This window comes from Streptosporangium sp. NPDC049046, assembly GCF_040649155.1.
In the GTDB taxonomy this organism is placed as follows: Bacteria; Actinomycetota; Actinomycetes; order Streptosporangiales; family Streptosporangiaceae; genus Streptosporangium.
This window is the reverse complement of the sequence record NZ_JBEZEZ010000020.1, coordinates 85,568-100,459: the sequence shown is the minus strand read 5'-3', so window position 1 is coordinate 100,459 and position 14,892 is coordinate 85,568. Positions and strand designations below refer to the sequence as shown.

Sequence of the window (14,892 nt, the reverse complement as noted above, 5' to 3'; positions counted from 1 at the left end):
GGCGTGAGATGTGCGATCTGAGCGGTGAGTTCCGGCGTGAGCCGGTCACCGGGGGGTTTCGATGTGTGGTTTGAGCGGTGAGCTCCGGTTCGACGGCCGCCCGGCGGACGTCGCCGCAGTGGCCCGGATGAACGATGTGATGCACGACAGGGGCCCCGACGGGGCCGGCCTGTGGTCGCTGGGGCCGGTCGCCCTCGGCCACCGGCGCCTGAGGATCATCGATCTGTCGGACCGGGGTGCCCAGCCGATGGTGGACAGCGACCTCGGCCTGACGGGAGTCTTCAACGGATGCCTGTACAACTACCGTGAGTTACGGCGCGAGCTGGAGGGTCTGGGCTACCGCTTCTTCTCCACCTCCGACACCGAGGTGCTGGTGAAGTCCTTCCACCGCTGGGGGAGTGGCTGCGTCGACCGCTTCAGGGGCATGTTCGCCTTCGCGGTCGCCGAGCGCGACACCGGCAGGCTCACCCTCGGCAGAGACCGGCTGGGGATAAAACCGCTGTACGTCACCCAGGACGCGAGGCGGCTGCGTTTCGCCTCGTCGCTGCCCGCGCTGCTCGCCGGGGGCGGGGTGGACACCGGCATCGACCGGGTCGCCCTGCACCACTACATGACGTTCCACTCGGTGGTGCCCGCCGAGCGCACCATCCTCGCCGGAGTGCGCAAGCTCCCCCCGGCCACGGTGCGCACCGTCGAACCCGACGGCACCGTCACCGACCACCTCTACTGGCAGCCGCTCCACACCCGCTCGGCCCTGCCCGAGTACGTCGGGCTCACCCCGGACGAGTGGTGCGAGGCCGTGCTCGACCAGCTGCGGACGGCCGTACGCAGGCGCATGGTCGCGGACGTGCCCGTGGGCGTGCTGCTGTCGGGAGGCCTGGACTCCAGCCTGATCGTCGCGCTGCTGGCCGAGGAGGGTCAGGCGGGCCTCGCGACCTTCAGCATCGGGTTCCCGTCGGCGGGAGGGGAGCGGGGGGACGAGTTCGTCTACTCCGACCTGGTCGCCAGGGAGTTCGGCACCGATCACCAGCGCATCCTCATCGACGACACCCGCATGCTGCCCGCCCTGGAGCACGCGGTGCTCGCCATGAGCGAGCCGATGGTGAGCCACGACTGCGTCGCCTTCCACCTGCTGTCGGAGGAGGTCTCCAAGCACGTCAAGGTCGTCCAGTCAGGCCAGGGCGCCGACGAGGTGTTCGCCGGCTACAGCTGGTATCCGCCGCTCGCCGGCGTGTCGCGCGAGGACGCCGCCGCCGTCTACGAGAGGGAGTTCTTCGACCGCTCGCACGCGGAGCTGGCCGGGATCCTGTCCCCCGACTACCTGCTGGACGAGGACGTCAGCGGCGACTTCGTCCGCCGCCACCTCGCCAGGCCAGGCGCGGACACCGCGCTCGACGCGGCGCTGCGCCTGGACACGAACGTCATGCTCGTCGACGACCCGGTCAAGCGCGTGGACAACATGACCATGGCCTTCGGGCTTGAGGCCAGGACCCCGTTCCTCGACCACGAACTCGTCGAGCTGGCGGCGGCCTGCCCGCCCGAGCTCAAGCTCGCCTCCGGCGGCAAGGGCATCCTGAAGGGCGCCGCGCGCAAGCTGCTGCCCGCCGAGATCATCGACCGGCCCAAGGGGTACTTTCCGGTCCCGGCCATCAGGCACATCCACGGCCCGTATCTGGAACTCGTCAGGGAGGCGCTGACCGGCCCCGCGGCGAGGGCCCGCGGCCTGTTCGACCAGCCATATGTCGACAAGTTGCTGGCGGCTCCGGACGAACACCGCACTACCCTGGGTGCGAACGCGTTGTGGCAACTCGGACTCCTGGAGCTGTGGTTGCAGGCACAAGGAGTTTGATGACCGAAATTCTCGGCGCCCGTTCCCGCCCCTCGATGGGCACGGGCCTGACCGCCTGGAGCTGCCGGGCGCCCGCCCTGGCGCCCGACCTGAGCGCCGTCGCCTTCATCGGCGACAGGGACGGCTCGCCGAGGGTCTGGATCCAGCCCCTCGGAAGAGACCTGGAGGCGTGGCCTCCGGGAGAGCTCGAGGATCTCCTGGATCTCCACCAGGAAGACCGAGGCGCCTGGCCGATCGACACGGGGGCCGAGCCCGTCGCCGACGTGAGCTGGTCCCCCGACGCCCGGCGGCTCGCCGTCCTCGTCGTGCCCGGCGGCGGGGAGCACACGCAGGTCTGGACGGTGAGGGCCGACGGCGGCGACCTGCGCCCGCTGGCCGCGCCCGAGGGCGGGTCGGCGTCGTTCGTGCGCTGGACGGGCCAGGGGGAGGTCCTCCTCGTCGCGGAGGTCTCCTCCTCCGGCCGTACGGACGCGGTGCTGATCGACGCGGGCTCGGGAAGCCGGGAGGTGATCGCGGCGGGGGCGCTCATGCACCCGGCCGCGGTGAGCCGTGACCACCGGCGGATGCTGCTGCGGCGCGGCCCGCGCGGCGTGCGCCGGATGTACGTGGCCGATCTTCCGGCTCTCGCCGGCGACCCCACGGGCCACCCTCCCGCCCTCGCCGGCGATCCCGCGGGGCCCGGCGCCCTCGTGCCCGGCCTGTCCCATCCCGGGGATCTCGCCGCGGACCCGTCCGGTGACCTCTCCGCCGACCTTCCCGCCGGGATTCACCTCGACCTGTCCACCGAAGATCTCTCCGATCTCTCGCCCGGCCTGCCCGCCGACCCTCCGGCCGGGATTCGCGTCGATCTTCCCGCGGGCCATCTCGAAGATGTCCCGCCCGGCCTGCCCGCGAGCCTTCCCGACGAGGCCGCCGGTGACCTGCCGGGCCACGGGGAGCTGCCGTTGCTGGCCGGGCTGACCGGCACCACCGACTACGGCATCCTCTCTCCCGACGGGAGCACCGCCTACCTGCTGTCCGACGTCGGCCGCGACCGGGCCGCGCTGGTCGCGGTGGGCGAGGACGGGGTGGGCGTCGTGCTGGCCGAGCGCTCGGACGCCGAGCTGGACCAGTTCGCGCTGAGCTCCGACGGCCGCCGCGCGGTGCTGGTGTGGAACGACTCCGGCCGCTCGGGGCTGGAGGTGATCGAGCTGGACACCGGCCGGACGCGTCCGCTCCCGCCCCTGCCCGCCGAGGTGGTGTCCTCGATCAGGGTGTCCCTGGACGGCAGCCTCGCCGTCCTGGCCGCCGAAGGGCCCGGCCACCCCTCCCACGTGCTGCTCTGCGACCTGGAGGTGGGCGGCTACCGGCGGATCGCGGGATCGGACCGGATCCCCGAGGCGGCCGGCGCGGAGCTGATGCGCTTCCAGGCGGGCGACGGCATGGAGCTGACCGGCTGGCTCTACCGTGTCCCCGGCGTCCCCGGCCCCGCGCCCTTCGTCGTCTACCTGCACGGCGGCCCCGAGAGCCAGGAAAGACCCACCTTCAACCCGCTGTTCCAGAATCTGCTGGCCGCCGGGATCGGGGTGTTCGCGGCGAACATCCGCGGCTCGTCGGGTTTCGGCCGGGCCTTCCGCAACGCCGACAACCACGCCCTCCGCTTCGACGCGATCAACGACGTCGCCGACTGCGCCCTGGAACTGGCGCGGGCGGGCATCGCCGACCCGGCCAGGATCGCCTGCATGGGCCGCTCCTACGGGGGCTATCTCACGCTGGCCGCCCTCGTCACCCACCCGCGCCTCTTCCGCGCCGGAGTCGACGTCTGCGGCATGGCCGACTTCGAGACCTTCTACGAGCGGACCGAGCCGTGGATCGCCGCGGCGGCGGTCAGCGAGTACGGCCACCCCGTCACCGACCGCGAGCTGCTGCGGGCCCTGTCACCCCTGCACTCCTTCGACCGGCTCGCCGCTCCGCTGCTGGTCGTGCACGGTGCCCAGGACACCAACGTCCCCCTGTACGAGGCCGAGCAGGTGCTCCAGGCGGCGCGGGCCCGTCAGGTGCCCTGCGAGCTGCTGCTGTTCGAGGACGAGGGGCACGAGATCCGGCAGATCCCGAACCGGGTGACCTTCGTCAAGAACGTCGTCGAATGGCTCAGATGGCACCTCGCGGTCCCCGATTCGGAGTGAGGCCGCCTCACTCCGGCACCCCGGAGCGAGGCCGGTCACCGTGGCGAGGGAGGCCGTTGGCACCTGGCGGCCCCCGACCCGGCGTGAGGCCCGACACCGGTCTCACCTGGGCGTGAGACCACGAGGGGGATGATCGCGCCCATGTGGGGAGGGGCCCGACGCCGGTCTTAGCTGGGCGTGAGGCCGGTCACCGCGGCGTGGGGGGCGCCGCCTCCGTCTCGGTCCGGCCGGTCCTTGTGGCGAGCACCTCCAGGGGGTTGGCGAGGAGCTCGGAGAAGGCGAGTTCGGCCGCGCCGACCAGGGTGGCGTCGTCCCCGAGAGCCGAGACGCGCAGCCGCACCCTCTCCCGGGAGATCACCAGCACGTTCGCCTCCACCCGCCTGTGCACCTGGGCCGCCGCGCCCGGGTAGACCTCGCGCAACATCCCGCCGAAGATCACCAGGCCGGGGTTGAAGAGGTTGATCAGGTTCGCCACCCCGATGCCGAGCCAGTCGCCGATCCGGAGCAGCGCCTCCGTGGCCGCGGGGTCCCCTCGGTCGGCGGCCTCCACCACCGCCCGTACGCCCTCGCGGCCGGTGAGCTCGGAGGAGCGGCCGGCGGCGTCGATCAGGGCCTGCTCGCCGACCTCCGCCTCAAGGCAGCCGCGCGAGCCGCACCCGCAGGGCCGCCCGTTGTACGGGTTCACCATCATGTGCCCGAGCTCGCAGCCGTACCCGCCGTCACCGTCGAGCAGCTTGCCGCCGACGATGATCCCGCCGCCCACGCCGACGTCCCCGTGCAGGTAGACCAGGTTCTGGAAGCCGACGCCCACCCCGCGTTCGAGCTCGGCCAGCGCGCCCAGGTGAGCCTCGTTGCCGACCGCCACCGGGAGCCCGAGTCCGAGCCTGAGACCGAGTTCGGTGCCGAAGGCCTGGTCCACCCAGCCCATGTTCGGCCCGAAACGCACCATCCCGTCACCGGGCCTGATCATGCCGCAGTAGGCGGCGCCGACCCCGACGCACACCGAGTCCGAGGGTGCCTCGCGGTCTATCTCGCGGGCGAAGGCGGCGAGGGTGCCGACCACGTCGTCGAGGTCGGCCCCGGCGCGGGGCCGGACCGCCTCCCTGCGGTCCAGGATCGTTCCGCCCAGCCCGACCCTGGCGGCGACCAGCCGGTCCACGCGCACGTCGAAGGCCATCACGTGGAACCGGCCGGACTCCGGGCGGACCACCAGCGACGGCCGGCCCGCCTTGCCGGTGTCCTTGGGGAGTTCCTCGCGGACCAGGCCCGCCGAGGCGAGGTCCCCGGTCAGCCCCATGATCGTGCTGCGGTTCAGGCCCATCCGGTCGGCCAGTGCCGTGCGGGAGAGCGGGCCGCCCAGGTGGACGTGCCGGAGCAGAACGCCAAGGTTGTGCCGGCGAATCTCCTCCTGGGAGCGACCGGCTTTCAGCATCGTGGGAATCCTGACGACTGAGGGCTTGCCAACGTGGTGCGCCACGACGGCGGGACAGGATTGCCACGCCGACCTGAGGCACTGCGATAGATCCTGTCACACCGGGGGAACCCCGGCCGATGGCTGCGGAAGCGTTTTCCGTCACTCCTGGCCGGCGCCTCGGGCTCGCCGTTCGGAAGGTGCCGGATCTCGCGATCACGGATTATGAATCTACATCGTAAAGGGTGTGGGCTGATGAAGAACGCCAGGGCGTACGGAGGTGTTCCGACTGTCGGAACTGTGAGGAGTGCGGTGCGGACAGCCACATTAGTGTCCGGACGTGACGACCGGCGACGCGGTGCAGGCACTCGTCGATCGTGTGGGCCGGCCGGAACGCGAAGAAAGGCGCTCGCGCGTTCGTCGGGCGCGGGCCTTCGGACTTCACCGATTCCTGACCATGCGGTGACATACCACCAAGCTGGAAAGGAAGACCGGTCCACCGGGCGGCGTCGGTACGGAGGGAAGGGAACAGTCACATATGTCAGGTCCTTTGGAAGGCGTCAGGGTCATCGACCTCGGCCGGGTCGCGTCGGCGCCGTTCGGAGCTCTCATACTGGGCGACCTCGGCGCGGAAGTCATCAAGATCGAGGATGTCAACGGCAGCTTCGACCGCCGGATCGGGCAGCCGAGCCGTAACGGTGTGGAGGCCTTCTTCATCAACACGAACCGGGGTAAGAAGTCCATCGCCCTGGATCTTCGTTCGCCCGAGGGGCGCGAGGCCGCACTCACGCTGATCGCCGATTCGGACGCGGTGGTCGCGAACTTCCGGCCGGGTGTGCTGACGGCGATGGGCCTGGACTACGAGGCGATCCACGCTCGCAACCCGCGGGTCGTCGTCGCCGAGATCACCGGCTTCGGGGAGAGCGGCCCGTACCGGGACATGCCCGCGTTCGATCCGGTGATCCAGGGGCTGGCCGGCATGATCGCCCTGCAGCGGCCGGCCGCCGGCGGGCCGCCGGACGTCATCCACAACATGATCGTCGACAAGATCACTTCGCTGTTCGCCGCCAACGCCATCAGCGCGGCCCTCTACGCGCGCGAGCGCACCGGTCTGGGGCAGCGGCTGGAGATTCCGATGCTCGACTCGGCCGTCTACTTCCTGTGGCCCGAGGGCATGGCGGACCAAACGTTCGTCGGCGACTTCGAGGCCGGCCGGATGGGGGTCAAGACGCTGCGGCTCACCGAGGTCGCCGACGGCTTCGTCGTCTACATGGCCATCGCCCTGAAGCAGCGGCTCGGTCTGCTCGACGCCGTCAACCGGTCCGACCTGCGCACCGACCCGCGGTTCGCCACGCAGAGCGAAATGATCAAGCGTGAGAATCTCGACGCGCTCGAAACGATCGTCCGCGAGGAGGCGCTGAAGTTTCCCAAGGAGGACTTCATCAAGCGCATGAACGACGCGGGGGTGCCCTGTGGGCCGGTGTTGGAGACCTCTCAGGTGGTGCGCAACGAACACGTCGAGCAGGTCGGTCTGCTGCGTCAGTGGACACATCCGGTCGGTGGTGAGGTGCGTTCGCCGCGCCCGCCGGTCCGGTTCAGTGACACCCCGGCCGATCCGACGCTGGAACTGCGCCCCTTGGGGGGCGACGGTCCTGATCTGTTGCGCGGCAGCGGCTACAGCGAGGAGCGCATCGCCGAACTGATCGAGGCGGGCGTGCTCAACCCGGGCGAGCCGCGGTAACGTCCGCGTGATCACGGCGGCACGCCGGAGCCGCCTGCGCTGCGCCGGTGTACGAGGGCCGGATCAGGCGGCCGGGGAGGAGTCCGGGCCGAGCACCGCCGGTCGGCACAGGTAAGCGGCGCCTGCGATGACGACGGCGGCCACGATCAGTGACGTCGGCAGTCCCGCCGTGTCGGCGAGTACCCCGGTGGCGGTGGTGGCTATCGGGCGTACACCGAGGAAGGCGAGGAACCACAGCGCCATCACCCGGCCCCGGACCGAGTCCGACGCCTTCTCCTGGATCAGCGTCGTGACGCAGATGAAGGCGAGGGTCATGCCGATACCGCTGAGTCCGAACGCCCCCAGCGCCACCGGCGGGATCCAGGCGACCGCGAGCGCGAGCAGCCCCACCGCCATCAGCAGCATGCTGGCACCGGTGAGACGTTGCATGCTGACCCAGCGGCGGATCACCCCGAACAGCAGGAAACCCACGCAGGCACCGATGCCGAAGCCGGACGTCAGCCAGCCCGCCAGCGCGGAGCCGCCACCGAGGTCGGCGGCGATCGTCGGGGACAGGGTCACCGACGGTTCCGCGGCGACCCCGATCGCCGCCACCGCCAGCAGCAACGCCGGCAACGGCGCATGGTCGCGGACATAGCGCAGCGACGCGGTCACCGACAGGTCGTCGGTATCGGTACCGACGGGTGTGGTGGCCCGCCGCACCCGCAGTGTCAGGACCGCGACAGCGTGGATGAGGTATCCCGCCGCGGCCACCAGCAGTGCCGCCACCGGTCCCAGATGCAGGGCCAGGAACGCGCCCGCCGCCGGCCCGATCGCCCGGGACAACGTCATCGGCACGCTACTCAACGCCATCGCCGCCGGCATCTCGCCGGGGCGGATCAGCAGCGGGATCATCGTCTGACTGGCCGGGCCGACGAGCACCAGACCGAAGCCCATCAGCGCCGCCGAGACGCACATCAAGACGGTGCCCTCGACGCTGCCGACCGGATCGAACGCCCACAGCCAGATCGCCATCGTCAGCGGCCCGACCGCCGACACCAGCCGGCCCAGCGCGATGAGCCGGCCGAGATGCCGGCGGTCGGCGAGTTTGCCGCTCAGCAGTGAGAAGATCTGCGGGACGTTCTGTGCCACGACCACCAGGGCGACGACGGAGGCGGAGTCGGTCAGTTCGTACGCCAGGATCGCGGTGACGATACTGAAGATCCACAGTCCGGTCGCGGCGCACGTGTTGGTCCAGAAGTACACTCCGTAGCGCGCGTCGAACATCAGCCGGTAGGAGCCCCGGGGGCGTGCCGTGCCGTGTAGTTTCGCCGTGGACACCGTGTTCCGCCTACTCCGCGACAGCGGTCAGCAGCGCCCACGTACCGCCGGTGCCGCCGGTGAGGGCGGCATCGGTCAGCCAGTCATCCCAGTGACGTACCGCCCCGAACTCGGAGCGCCATGCCAGAAGCCGGGTGGTGAACAGGTGGAGATCGTGTTCCGCGGTCGTGCCGATCGCCCCGTGCACCTGGTGGGAGTTGCGCACCACCACCGACGCCGCGTGTCCGACGCAGGAGCGCGCCACCGCCACCGCGAACAGGGCCTCGTCGGTCAGCAGCGACTTCGTCGCGACCCGCACGGCGGCGTCGGTCGCCGCCCGTGCCAGCGACGTCTCCGCGGCGAGATCGCTGACGAGCTGCTGCACCGCCTGCAGTTTCGCCAGCGGGCGTCCGAACTGCACCCGTTGCGTGGTGTGCTCGACGCACAGTTCGAGGATCTTCTCCATCGCGCCGCACATCTGCACCGTACGTGCCAGTGCTCCTCGCAGCCGGAACTCGGCGACGACCTCGTCGGCGATCGGAACCCCGGCGAGCCGGTCCGTGGCCACCGTGACATGGTCGCGGGGTTCCCCGGCGAGGTTGCGCCCGGGACGCAGGGAGACCTCGGCAAGTGCCACGTCCGCGGCGTACCAGGTGCCGCCGTCGGACCAGAGCACCACCAGCGACCGCACGTGGCGAGCCCAGGGCACGGCGGTGGCCGTCCCGTCGGCGTTCAGCACGCACGCCGAGCGCAGAGCGTTGTCGACGGGGAGCCCGGCCGTCTCCAGCAGCCAGCCGGCCAGCAGATCGTGTTCGGCCAGCGGCACCGTCGCGGCGTGTTCGGCGGCGGTGGCGAGCAGTGCCGCCGCCTCCGGCCAGCCCGCGCCGCTGCCGGAGTCGGACTCGCGGCCGGTCAGCCGGGTCAGGCCCAGCGATTCCAGGGTGTTCCACAGCTCGGCGTTGAAGGTGCGCTCGGTGGTCCGTGGACCGGCGGTCCGCGTGTGATCCTTGAAGACCTGCCGCATCATGTCGAGTAGTTCGGCGTTGTCGTGGCCGGACATCAGCGCATCCCCAATCCGCGGGCGATCACGCCGCGCAGTACCTCGTTCGTGCCGCCGCGCAGTGTGAAACCGGGCCGTTGGATCAGGCTCTCGCGCAGTAGTCGCTCGTAGCGTTCGGCGCCCAGTGTGTCGTCCGAGATCAGGTCGGCGAACTCCGCCAGGTCGCCCTCGGTCGTCGTGCCGAGTAGTTTCACCAGCGCCGCCGCCGTGTCCGCGGGCTCGTCCCGTTGCAGGGCGCCCGCCACCGCCAGCGACATGCGGTGCAACCCGGTGAGCCGGGCGAAGAGCCGTCCCAGGTTCGCGTCGCGGCGTAGTGAGCCGTCGCGCATCCCGTCGATGACCTCGGTGAACAGCTGGTAGGTCGAGAGCAGTCGCTCCGGGCCGCTGCGTTCGAAGCCGAGTTCGTGGTTGACCTGCTTCCAGCCCTCACCGATGGTGCCGAGCACCGACTCGTCGGTGACCAGCACGTCTTGGAGGAAGACCTCGTTGAAGTGGTGTGAACCGCCCATCGACACGATCGGCCGGATGTCGACACCCGGCGAACGCAGGTCGACGATGAACTGGCTCAACCCCTGGTGACGGTTCTTCGGGTCCTGCGGGGCGGAGCGGGCCAGTACGAAGAAGGCGTGTGAGCGGTGCGCGTTCGATGTCCACACCTTGTTGCCGGTGATCTGCCAGCCGCCGTCGACCCTGACCGCCCTGGTTCGTACGCTGGCCAGGTCCGAGCCCGAGTCGGGTTCGCTCATCCCGATACCGAAGTACGCCTCGCCGGCGGCGATCTTCGGAAGGTAGCGCTGTTTTTGCTCCTCGGTACCGAACGCGAGCAGTGACGGCGCGATCTGCCGGTCGGCGATCCAGTGCGCCGCGACCGGGGCGCCCGCGGCGAGCAGCTCCTCGGTGACGACGAACCGTTCCAGATGGGTGCGGCCCCGGCCGCCGTACTCGGTAGGGATGGTCATGCCGATCCAGCCGTGGGCGGCCAGCGTTCGGCTGAAGTCCTCGTCCCAGCCGGTGAGCCAGGTGTCCACCCCGGGGGTGAAAACGCCTTTCTGAGCGATCTCTCGGAGGAAACTTCGAACCTCAAGGCGGAGAGCCGTCATCTCTGACGTCTCCTCCAGAGCCGGAGGGACAAGATTGCCGAGCACCGTGCCTCCCTGATCGGTGGCAGTTTTTTCGTGAAAAACGCGTGAGGATCCTCAAAGCGCGTCGCCGCCGACTACAGCACACCGTTTATCCGGGTGACAAAGACGTTCTCGCAAACAATCGGATAGGAGCGACCTATGAGAGCGCCGAATACGTCCGCGTTCTTCGACGCCATAGGCGGCGCCTATCCGAATGTTCGACGGTTGCTCTTTGACGTTCCGGTGGCTCGTGCCGTGAACTGCTGTCGAGGATGGTCGGCTGGAGAGACGTCAAGGTCTGTGCGCCTTCGGCGGAAGGGAAGTGTCAGGCATGTCGAGCAGCACCGCAGCCGCCCCCGTCGGTTTCGCCGCCGTCGCCGCCGCCGATCCGGATCGTGTCGCCGTCATCGACACCGACGGCACGTCGATGACCTTCGGCGAGCTGGCGCGGCGGGTCAACCAGCTGTCCCGGGCACTGCGGGAGAGCGGCCTGCGGCCCGGAGAGTGTGTTGTGGCGATGCTGCCCAACCGGCGTGCGTACTACGAGTTGCGGCTGGCCACCTTCCAGGTCGGGCTTTACTTCACCCCGGTCAGCCACCATTTCACCGCGGCGGAGATCGCCTACATCCTGCGGGACAGCGGCGCCGGTGCCGTCGTCCTCGACGCGTCACTGATCGACGTCGTCGCGCCGGCCCTCGCCGAGGTGGACCTGGATCCGCGGCGGCGCATCTCCGTCGGCGGTACTCCCGGCTGGGTCGACTACGAGGCACTGCTGGCCGGGTATTCGACGGCGCCGCTGGAAGATCCGATCGCCGGTGAGTACATGGGCTACACCTCCGGCACCACCGGCCGTCCCAAGGGCGTCCGCAAGGGGTTGCCGGGGAGGGCACCCGCCGTGTCGGCGTTCACCCTCGGATTCATGGGGCGCCTCGGGATCCGTCCCGGCCGTGAGGTACACCTGGCGGCCGGCCCGCTGTACCACGCGGGACCGGGCACGTTCTCGTTCATGGCCCTGCAGTTCGGGCACACCGTCGTGGTCGCCGAGCGCCCTCGTCCGGAGAAGATCCTCGCCCTCATCGAGCGGCATCGGGTGTCGGTGACGTTCACCGTGCCGACGGTCGTGCATCGGCTGCTGCGGTTGCCCGAGGAGGTCCGCGCTCGCTACGACGTGTCCAGTATGCGTGCCATGGTGCTCTCCGGAGCGTCGTGCCCGCCGGAGGTCAAGCGGGCCGCCATCGCCTGGTTCGGGCCGGTCGTCTGTGAGTTCTACGGCACCACCGAGGGATCGGCGGCCGCGCTGAACTCCGAGGAGTGGCTGAGCAAGCCGGGGAGCGTGGGACATCCCCTGCCGGGAATGCGGCTGCGGATCCTGGACGCCGACGGCGTCGAGTTGCCCACCGGAGAGATCGGCAACGTGTACTTCATGCCGCCGGTGCCGTTCGAGTACCACAACGATCCGGACAAGACCGCCTCGGCGATGCGTGACGGGTTCTTCTCCGCCGGTGATCTGGGTTACCTGGACGCCGACGGCTGGCTGTACATCGTCGACCGGCGCGTCGACCTGATCCTCTCCGGCGGAGTGAACGTCTACCCCGCCGAGATCGAGGTGGCGTTGATCACCCACCCGGCCGTCGCCGACGTCGCGGTCATCGGCGTGCCCGACCCCGACTGGGGGCAGCGGGTCGTCGCCGTCGTACAGCCCGAGCCCGGTACGCGGGCCGGCGACGCGCTCGCAGAGGAGCTCACCGAGCACTGCCGAGCCGTGCTGGCCGGATACAAGGTGCCCAAGGCTTTCGAGTTCCGTGGGGAGCTGCCCCGCAACGGTGCCGGCAAGCTGCGGCGCAGCGAGGTGCGAGAGACGTTCCTCGCCGATGAGTGAGATGAGTGACGAGTCGCACCACACCGTCGACCGCCGCGAGGCCACGATCGTAAGGGAAGAACCATGAGAGACGCGGTGATCGTCGACGCGGCCCGTACGCCGGTCGGTAAGCGCAACGGTGCTCTGGTCGGCCTGCATCCGGGTGATCTGTCGGCGTGCGTGCTGCGTGCGATCGCCGAGCGCAACGGCCTTGAACCCGCCGAGATCGACGACGTGGTGTGGGGCTGCGTGACGCAGGTGAGCGAGCAGTCCGGCAACATCGGGCGGGTGTCGGTGCTCAGCGCCGGGTGGCCCGAGTCGATCCCGGGCACCACCGTCGACCGGCGCTGCGGCTCGGGACAGCAGGCCGTGCACTTCGCGGCGGCGTCGGTGATCGCCGGGCACTACGACATCGCGATCGCCGGTGGCGTCGAGTCGATGAGCCGGGTACCGATGGGCTCCAACGTGCAAGACGGGCAGCAGTACCCGGAGTCGGTGCTGGAACGCTACGGCGTCGGCGGTTTCAACCAGGGCATCGGCGCGGAGCTGGTGGCCCAGAAGTGGAAGCTGTCGCGCGCCCGGCTCGACGAATACTCGGTGCGTTCGCACCGGCTGGCCGCGACGGCGATCGACGCGGGAGCCCTCGACGCGCAGCTCGTTTCGGTGAACGGGCTGCTCACCGCCGACGAGGGGGTGCGCCGGGGCAGCACCACCGAGGTGCTGTCCGGGCTGCGCACCGTGTTCCGCGAGGATGGTGTGATCACCGCCGGTAACTCGTCGCAGATCTCCGACGCGGCGGCGGCGTTGCTGATCACCACCGGTGAGCTGGCGGCGGCGCGAGGTCTGCGGCCGATCGCCCGGATCCACACGGTGGCGCTGGCCGGCGACGACCCGGTGATGATGCTGACCGCGCCGATCGAGGCGACCGCGAAGGCGCTGCGCCGGGCGGGCCTGAGCATTGACGACATCGGCGTCTTCGAGGTCAACGAGGCGTTCGCGCCGGTGCCGCTGGCCTGGCAGGCCGAGACCGGGGCGAGGACCGAGCGGCTGAACCCGCTGGGCGGGGCGATCGCGGTCGGGCACCCGCTGGGCGCCTCCGGCGGGGTGCTGATGACCCGGATGGTGCACCACATGCGTGACAACGGCATCCGTTACGGCCTGCAGACGATGTGCGAGGCCGGCGGCCTGGCGAATGCCACGATCCTCGAACTGCTGTAGACGGCGCTGGAAGAGACGAGACGATGAAGAGCACCCTGTACGGCTCCGATCACGAGGCGTTTCGCGCGACGGCGCGTGAGTTCCTCAACCGGGAGGTCGTGCCGCACTATCTCGACTGGGATGAGGCGAAGATCGTTCCCAGAGACATCTTCCACAGGCTGGGTGAGCTGGGCGTGCTCGGTGTCCAGATCCCGGAGGAGTACGGCGGGGGCGGGCAGGACAGCTTCCTGTTCTCGGCGGTCTGGATGGAGGAGACCCAGCGCGCGTACGTGAACCTGGGCGGCCTGGCCGTGCACATGAACGTCGTGCTGCCGTACTTCCTGTCGTACGCGAACGAGGAGCAGAGGCGGCGCTGGCTGCCCGGCATGGCGTCCGGCGAGCTGATGACGGCGATCGCGATGACCGAGCCGGGAACGGGTTCGGACCTGGCCGGTATCGCCACCACCGCGCGGCTCGACGGTGAGCACTGGGTGCTCAACGGGGTGAAGACGTTCATCACCGGCGGTATCCACGCCGATCTGGTCGTGGTGGTGGCACGCACCGGCCAGGGCGGCGGACGTCGCGACGGGTTGTCGCTGCTGGTGGTCGAGAAGGAGATGGCGGGCTTCACCCGGGGCCGCAACCTCGACAAGGTGGGTCTGCGCACGCAGGACACCGCCGAGTTGTTCTTCGACGACGTCCGGGTGCCGGCGGCGAACCTGCTCGGTGAGGAGGGCGGGGCCTTCGGCTACCTGACCGGCAACCTGCCGCAGGAGCGTCTCGGTATCGCCGTCGCCGCGCAGGGCGCGGCGGAGGCGGCTTTGGCGGCAGCGCTGGAGTACGTGGCGAACCGCAAGGCGTTCGGTGTGCCGGTGGCGTCGTTCCAGAACACGAAGTTCGAGCTCGCGTCATGCGCGGTGGAGATCGAGGCGGGCCGGGCACTGCTGGAGAAGGGCCTGGCGGAGCACGAGGCGGGCGAGCTCGGCTCCGTCGACGCCGCCAAGATCAAGATCTTCTGCACCGAGATGCAGTCCCGTGTCGTCGACCGCTGCCTTCAACTGCACGGCGGATACGGCTACATGCGCGAGTACCCGATCGCCCGGCTCTACGCCGACGCCCGGGTCACCCGCATCTACGGCGGCACCACCGAGGTACTCAAGACGATCATCGCGAAGTCGTTCGGGCTCTGAC

Annotated in this window: 10 protein-coding genes; 6 read left to right on the top strand and 4 right to left on the bottom strand. The window is 70.0% G+C overall.

All coding sequences use genetic code 11. From position 1 onward, the window contains the following. Positions 1 to 61: 61 nt before the first annotated feature. Positions 62 to 1,849: an N-acetylglutaminylglutamine amidotransferase gene (locus AB0B96_RS26940; RefSeq protein WP_362902945.1), complete on the top strand. Its 1,788-nt coding sequence runs from the start codon at positions 62 to 64 to the stop codon at positions 1,847 to 1,849. Next, a complete protein-coding gene (locus AB0B96_RS26935) occupies positions 1,849 to 4,014 on the top strand; it encodes a prolyl oligopeptidase family serine peptidase (RefSeq protein ID WP_362902943.1) in 2,166 nt (721 codons plus the stop codon). Before AB0B96_RS26940 ends, AB0B96_RS26935 begins: the two co-directional genes overlap by 1 nt. A 187-nt stretch (positions 4,015 to 4,201) precedes the next feature. Here the strand turns inward: AB0B96_RS26935 and AB0B96_RS26930 are convergent, their stop codons facing one another. Continuing rightward, on the bottom strand, positions 4,202 to 5,446 hold the full coding sequence (locus AB0B96_RS26930; protein WP_362902941.1) for an ROK family transcriptional regulator: 1,245 nt from the start codon (positions 5,444 to 5,446) through the stop codon (positions 4,202 to 4,204). A gap of 517 nt (positions 5,447 to 5,963) precedes the next feature. Between AB0B96_RS26930 and AB0B96_RS26925 the strand changes: the two genes are divergently transcribed. Next, on the top strand, positions 5,964 to 7,166 hold the full coding sequence (locus AB0B96_RS26925; RefSeq protein ID WP_350948808.1) for a CoA transferase: 1,203 nt from the start codon (positions 5,964 to 5,966) through the stop codon (positions 7,164 to 7,166). 63 nt (positions 7,167 to 7,229) lie between these two features. Here AB0B96_RS26925 and AB0B96_RS26920 read toward each other — a convergent pair whose 3' ends face one another. From AB0B96_RS26920 to AB0B96_RS26910, 3 genes are read right to left on the bottom strand one after another with little or no spacing between them, the layout of a single operon-like run. Beyond that, the gene (locus AB0B96_RS26920; RefSeq protein ID WP_362902939.1) at positions 7,230 to 8,486 is read right to left on the bottom strand and encodes an MFS transporter; all 1,257 of its coding nucleotides are present in this window, start codon (positions 8,484 to 8,486) and stop codon (positions 7,230 to 7,232) included. A 10-nt stretch (positions 8,487 to 8,496) separates the two neighbouring features. Further along, on the bottom strand, positions 8,497 to 9,525 hold the full coding sequence (locus AB0B96_RS26915; RefSeq protein WP_362902937.1) for an acyl-CoA dehydrogenase family protein: 1,029 nt from the start codon (positions 9,523 to 9,525) through the stop codon (positions 8,497 to 8,499). Next, a complete protein-coding gene (locus tag AB0B96_RS26910; RefSeq protein ID WP_362902935.1) occupies positions 9,525 to 10,625 on the bottom strand; it encodes an acyl-CoA dehydrogenase family protein in 1,101 nt (366 codons plus the stop codon). Before AB0B96_RS26910 ends, AB0B96_RS26915 begins: the two co-directional genes overlap by 1 nt. A 352-nt stretch (positions 10,626 to 10,977) precedes the next feature. Here AB0B96_RS26910 and AB0B96_RS26905 point away from each other — a divergent pair, with 352 nt between their 5' ends. The 3 genes from AB0B96_RS26905 to AB0B96_RS26895 all read left to right on the top strand — a co-directional run bounded on the left by AB0B96_RS26905 (position 10,978) and on the right by AB0B96_RS26895 (position 14,891). Continuing rightward, positions 10,978 to 12,525 (top strand): AMP-binding protein, encoded by a 1,548-nt coding sequence (locus tag AB0B96_RS26905; RefSeq protein WP_362902933.1) that lies wholly within the window; start codon positions 10,978 to 10,980, stop codon positions 12,523 to 12,525. Positions 12,526 to 12,588: 63 nt separating this feature from the next. Continuing rightward, on the top strand, positions 12,589 to 13,722 hold the full coding sequence (locus AB0B96_RS26900; RefSeq protein ID WP_362902931.1) for an acetyl-CoA C-acyltransferase: 1,134 nt from the start codon (positions 12,589 to 12,591) through the stop codon (positions 13,720 to 13,722). Positions 13,723 to 13,745: 23 nt separating this feature from the next. Then, positions 13,746 to 14,891, top strand: coding sequence for an acyl-CoA dehydrogenase family protein (locus tag AB0B96_RS26895; protein ID WP_362902929.1), 1,146 nt, complete (start codon positions 13,746 to 13,748; stop codon positions 14,889 to 14,891). Position 14,892 lies beyond the last annotated feature (1 nt).

Excerpts from the sequence above, each read along its gene's own strand:
- AB0B96_RS26940 (WP_362902945.1), top strand. The coding sequence starts at position 62 with ATGTGTGGTTTGAGCGGTGAGCTCCGGTTCGACGGCCGCCCGGCGGAC.
- AB0B96_RS26935 (WP_362902943.1), top strand. The coding sequence starts at position 1,849 with ATGACCGAAATTCTCGGCGCCCGTTCCCGCCCCTCGATGGGCACGGGC.
- AB0B96_RS26930 (WP_362902941.1), bottom strand. The coding sequence starts at position 5,446 with ATGCTGAAAGCCGGTCGCTCCCAGGAGGAGATTCGCCGGCACAACCTT.
- AB0B96_RS26925 (WP_350948808.1), top strand. The coding sequence starts at position 5,964 with ATGTCAGGTCCTTTGGAAGGCGTCAGGGTCATCGACCTCGGCCGGGTC.
- AB0B96_RS26915 (WP_362902937.1), bottom strand. The coding sequence starts at position 9,525 with ATGTCCGGCCACGACAACGCCGAACTACTCGACATGATGCGGCAGGTC.
- AB0B96_RS26910 (WP_362902935.1), bottom strand. The coding sequence starts at position 10,625 with ATGACGGCTCTCCGCCTTGAGGTTCGAAGTTTCCTCCGAGAGATCGCT.
- AB0B96_RS26905 (WP_362902933.1), top strand. The coding sequence starts at position 10,978 with ATGTCGAGCAGCACCGCAGCCGCCCCCGTCGGTTTCGCCGCCGTCGCC.
- AB0B96_RS26900 (WP_362902931.1), top strand. The coding sequence starts at position 12,589 with ATGAGAGACGCGGTGATCGTCGACGCGGCCCGTACGCCGGTCGGTAAG.
- AB0B96_RS26895 (WP_362902929.1), top strand. The coding sequence starts at position 13,746 with ATGAAGAGCACCCTGTACGGCTCCGATCACGAGGCGTTTCGCGCGACG.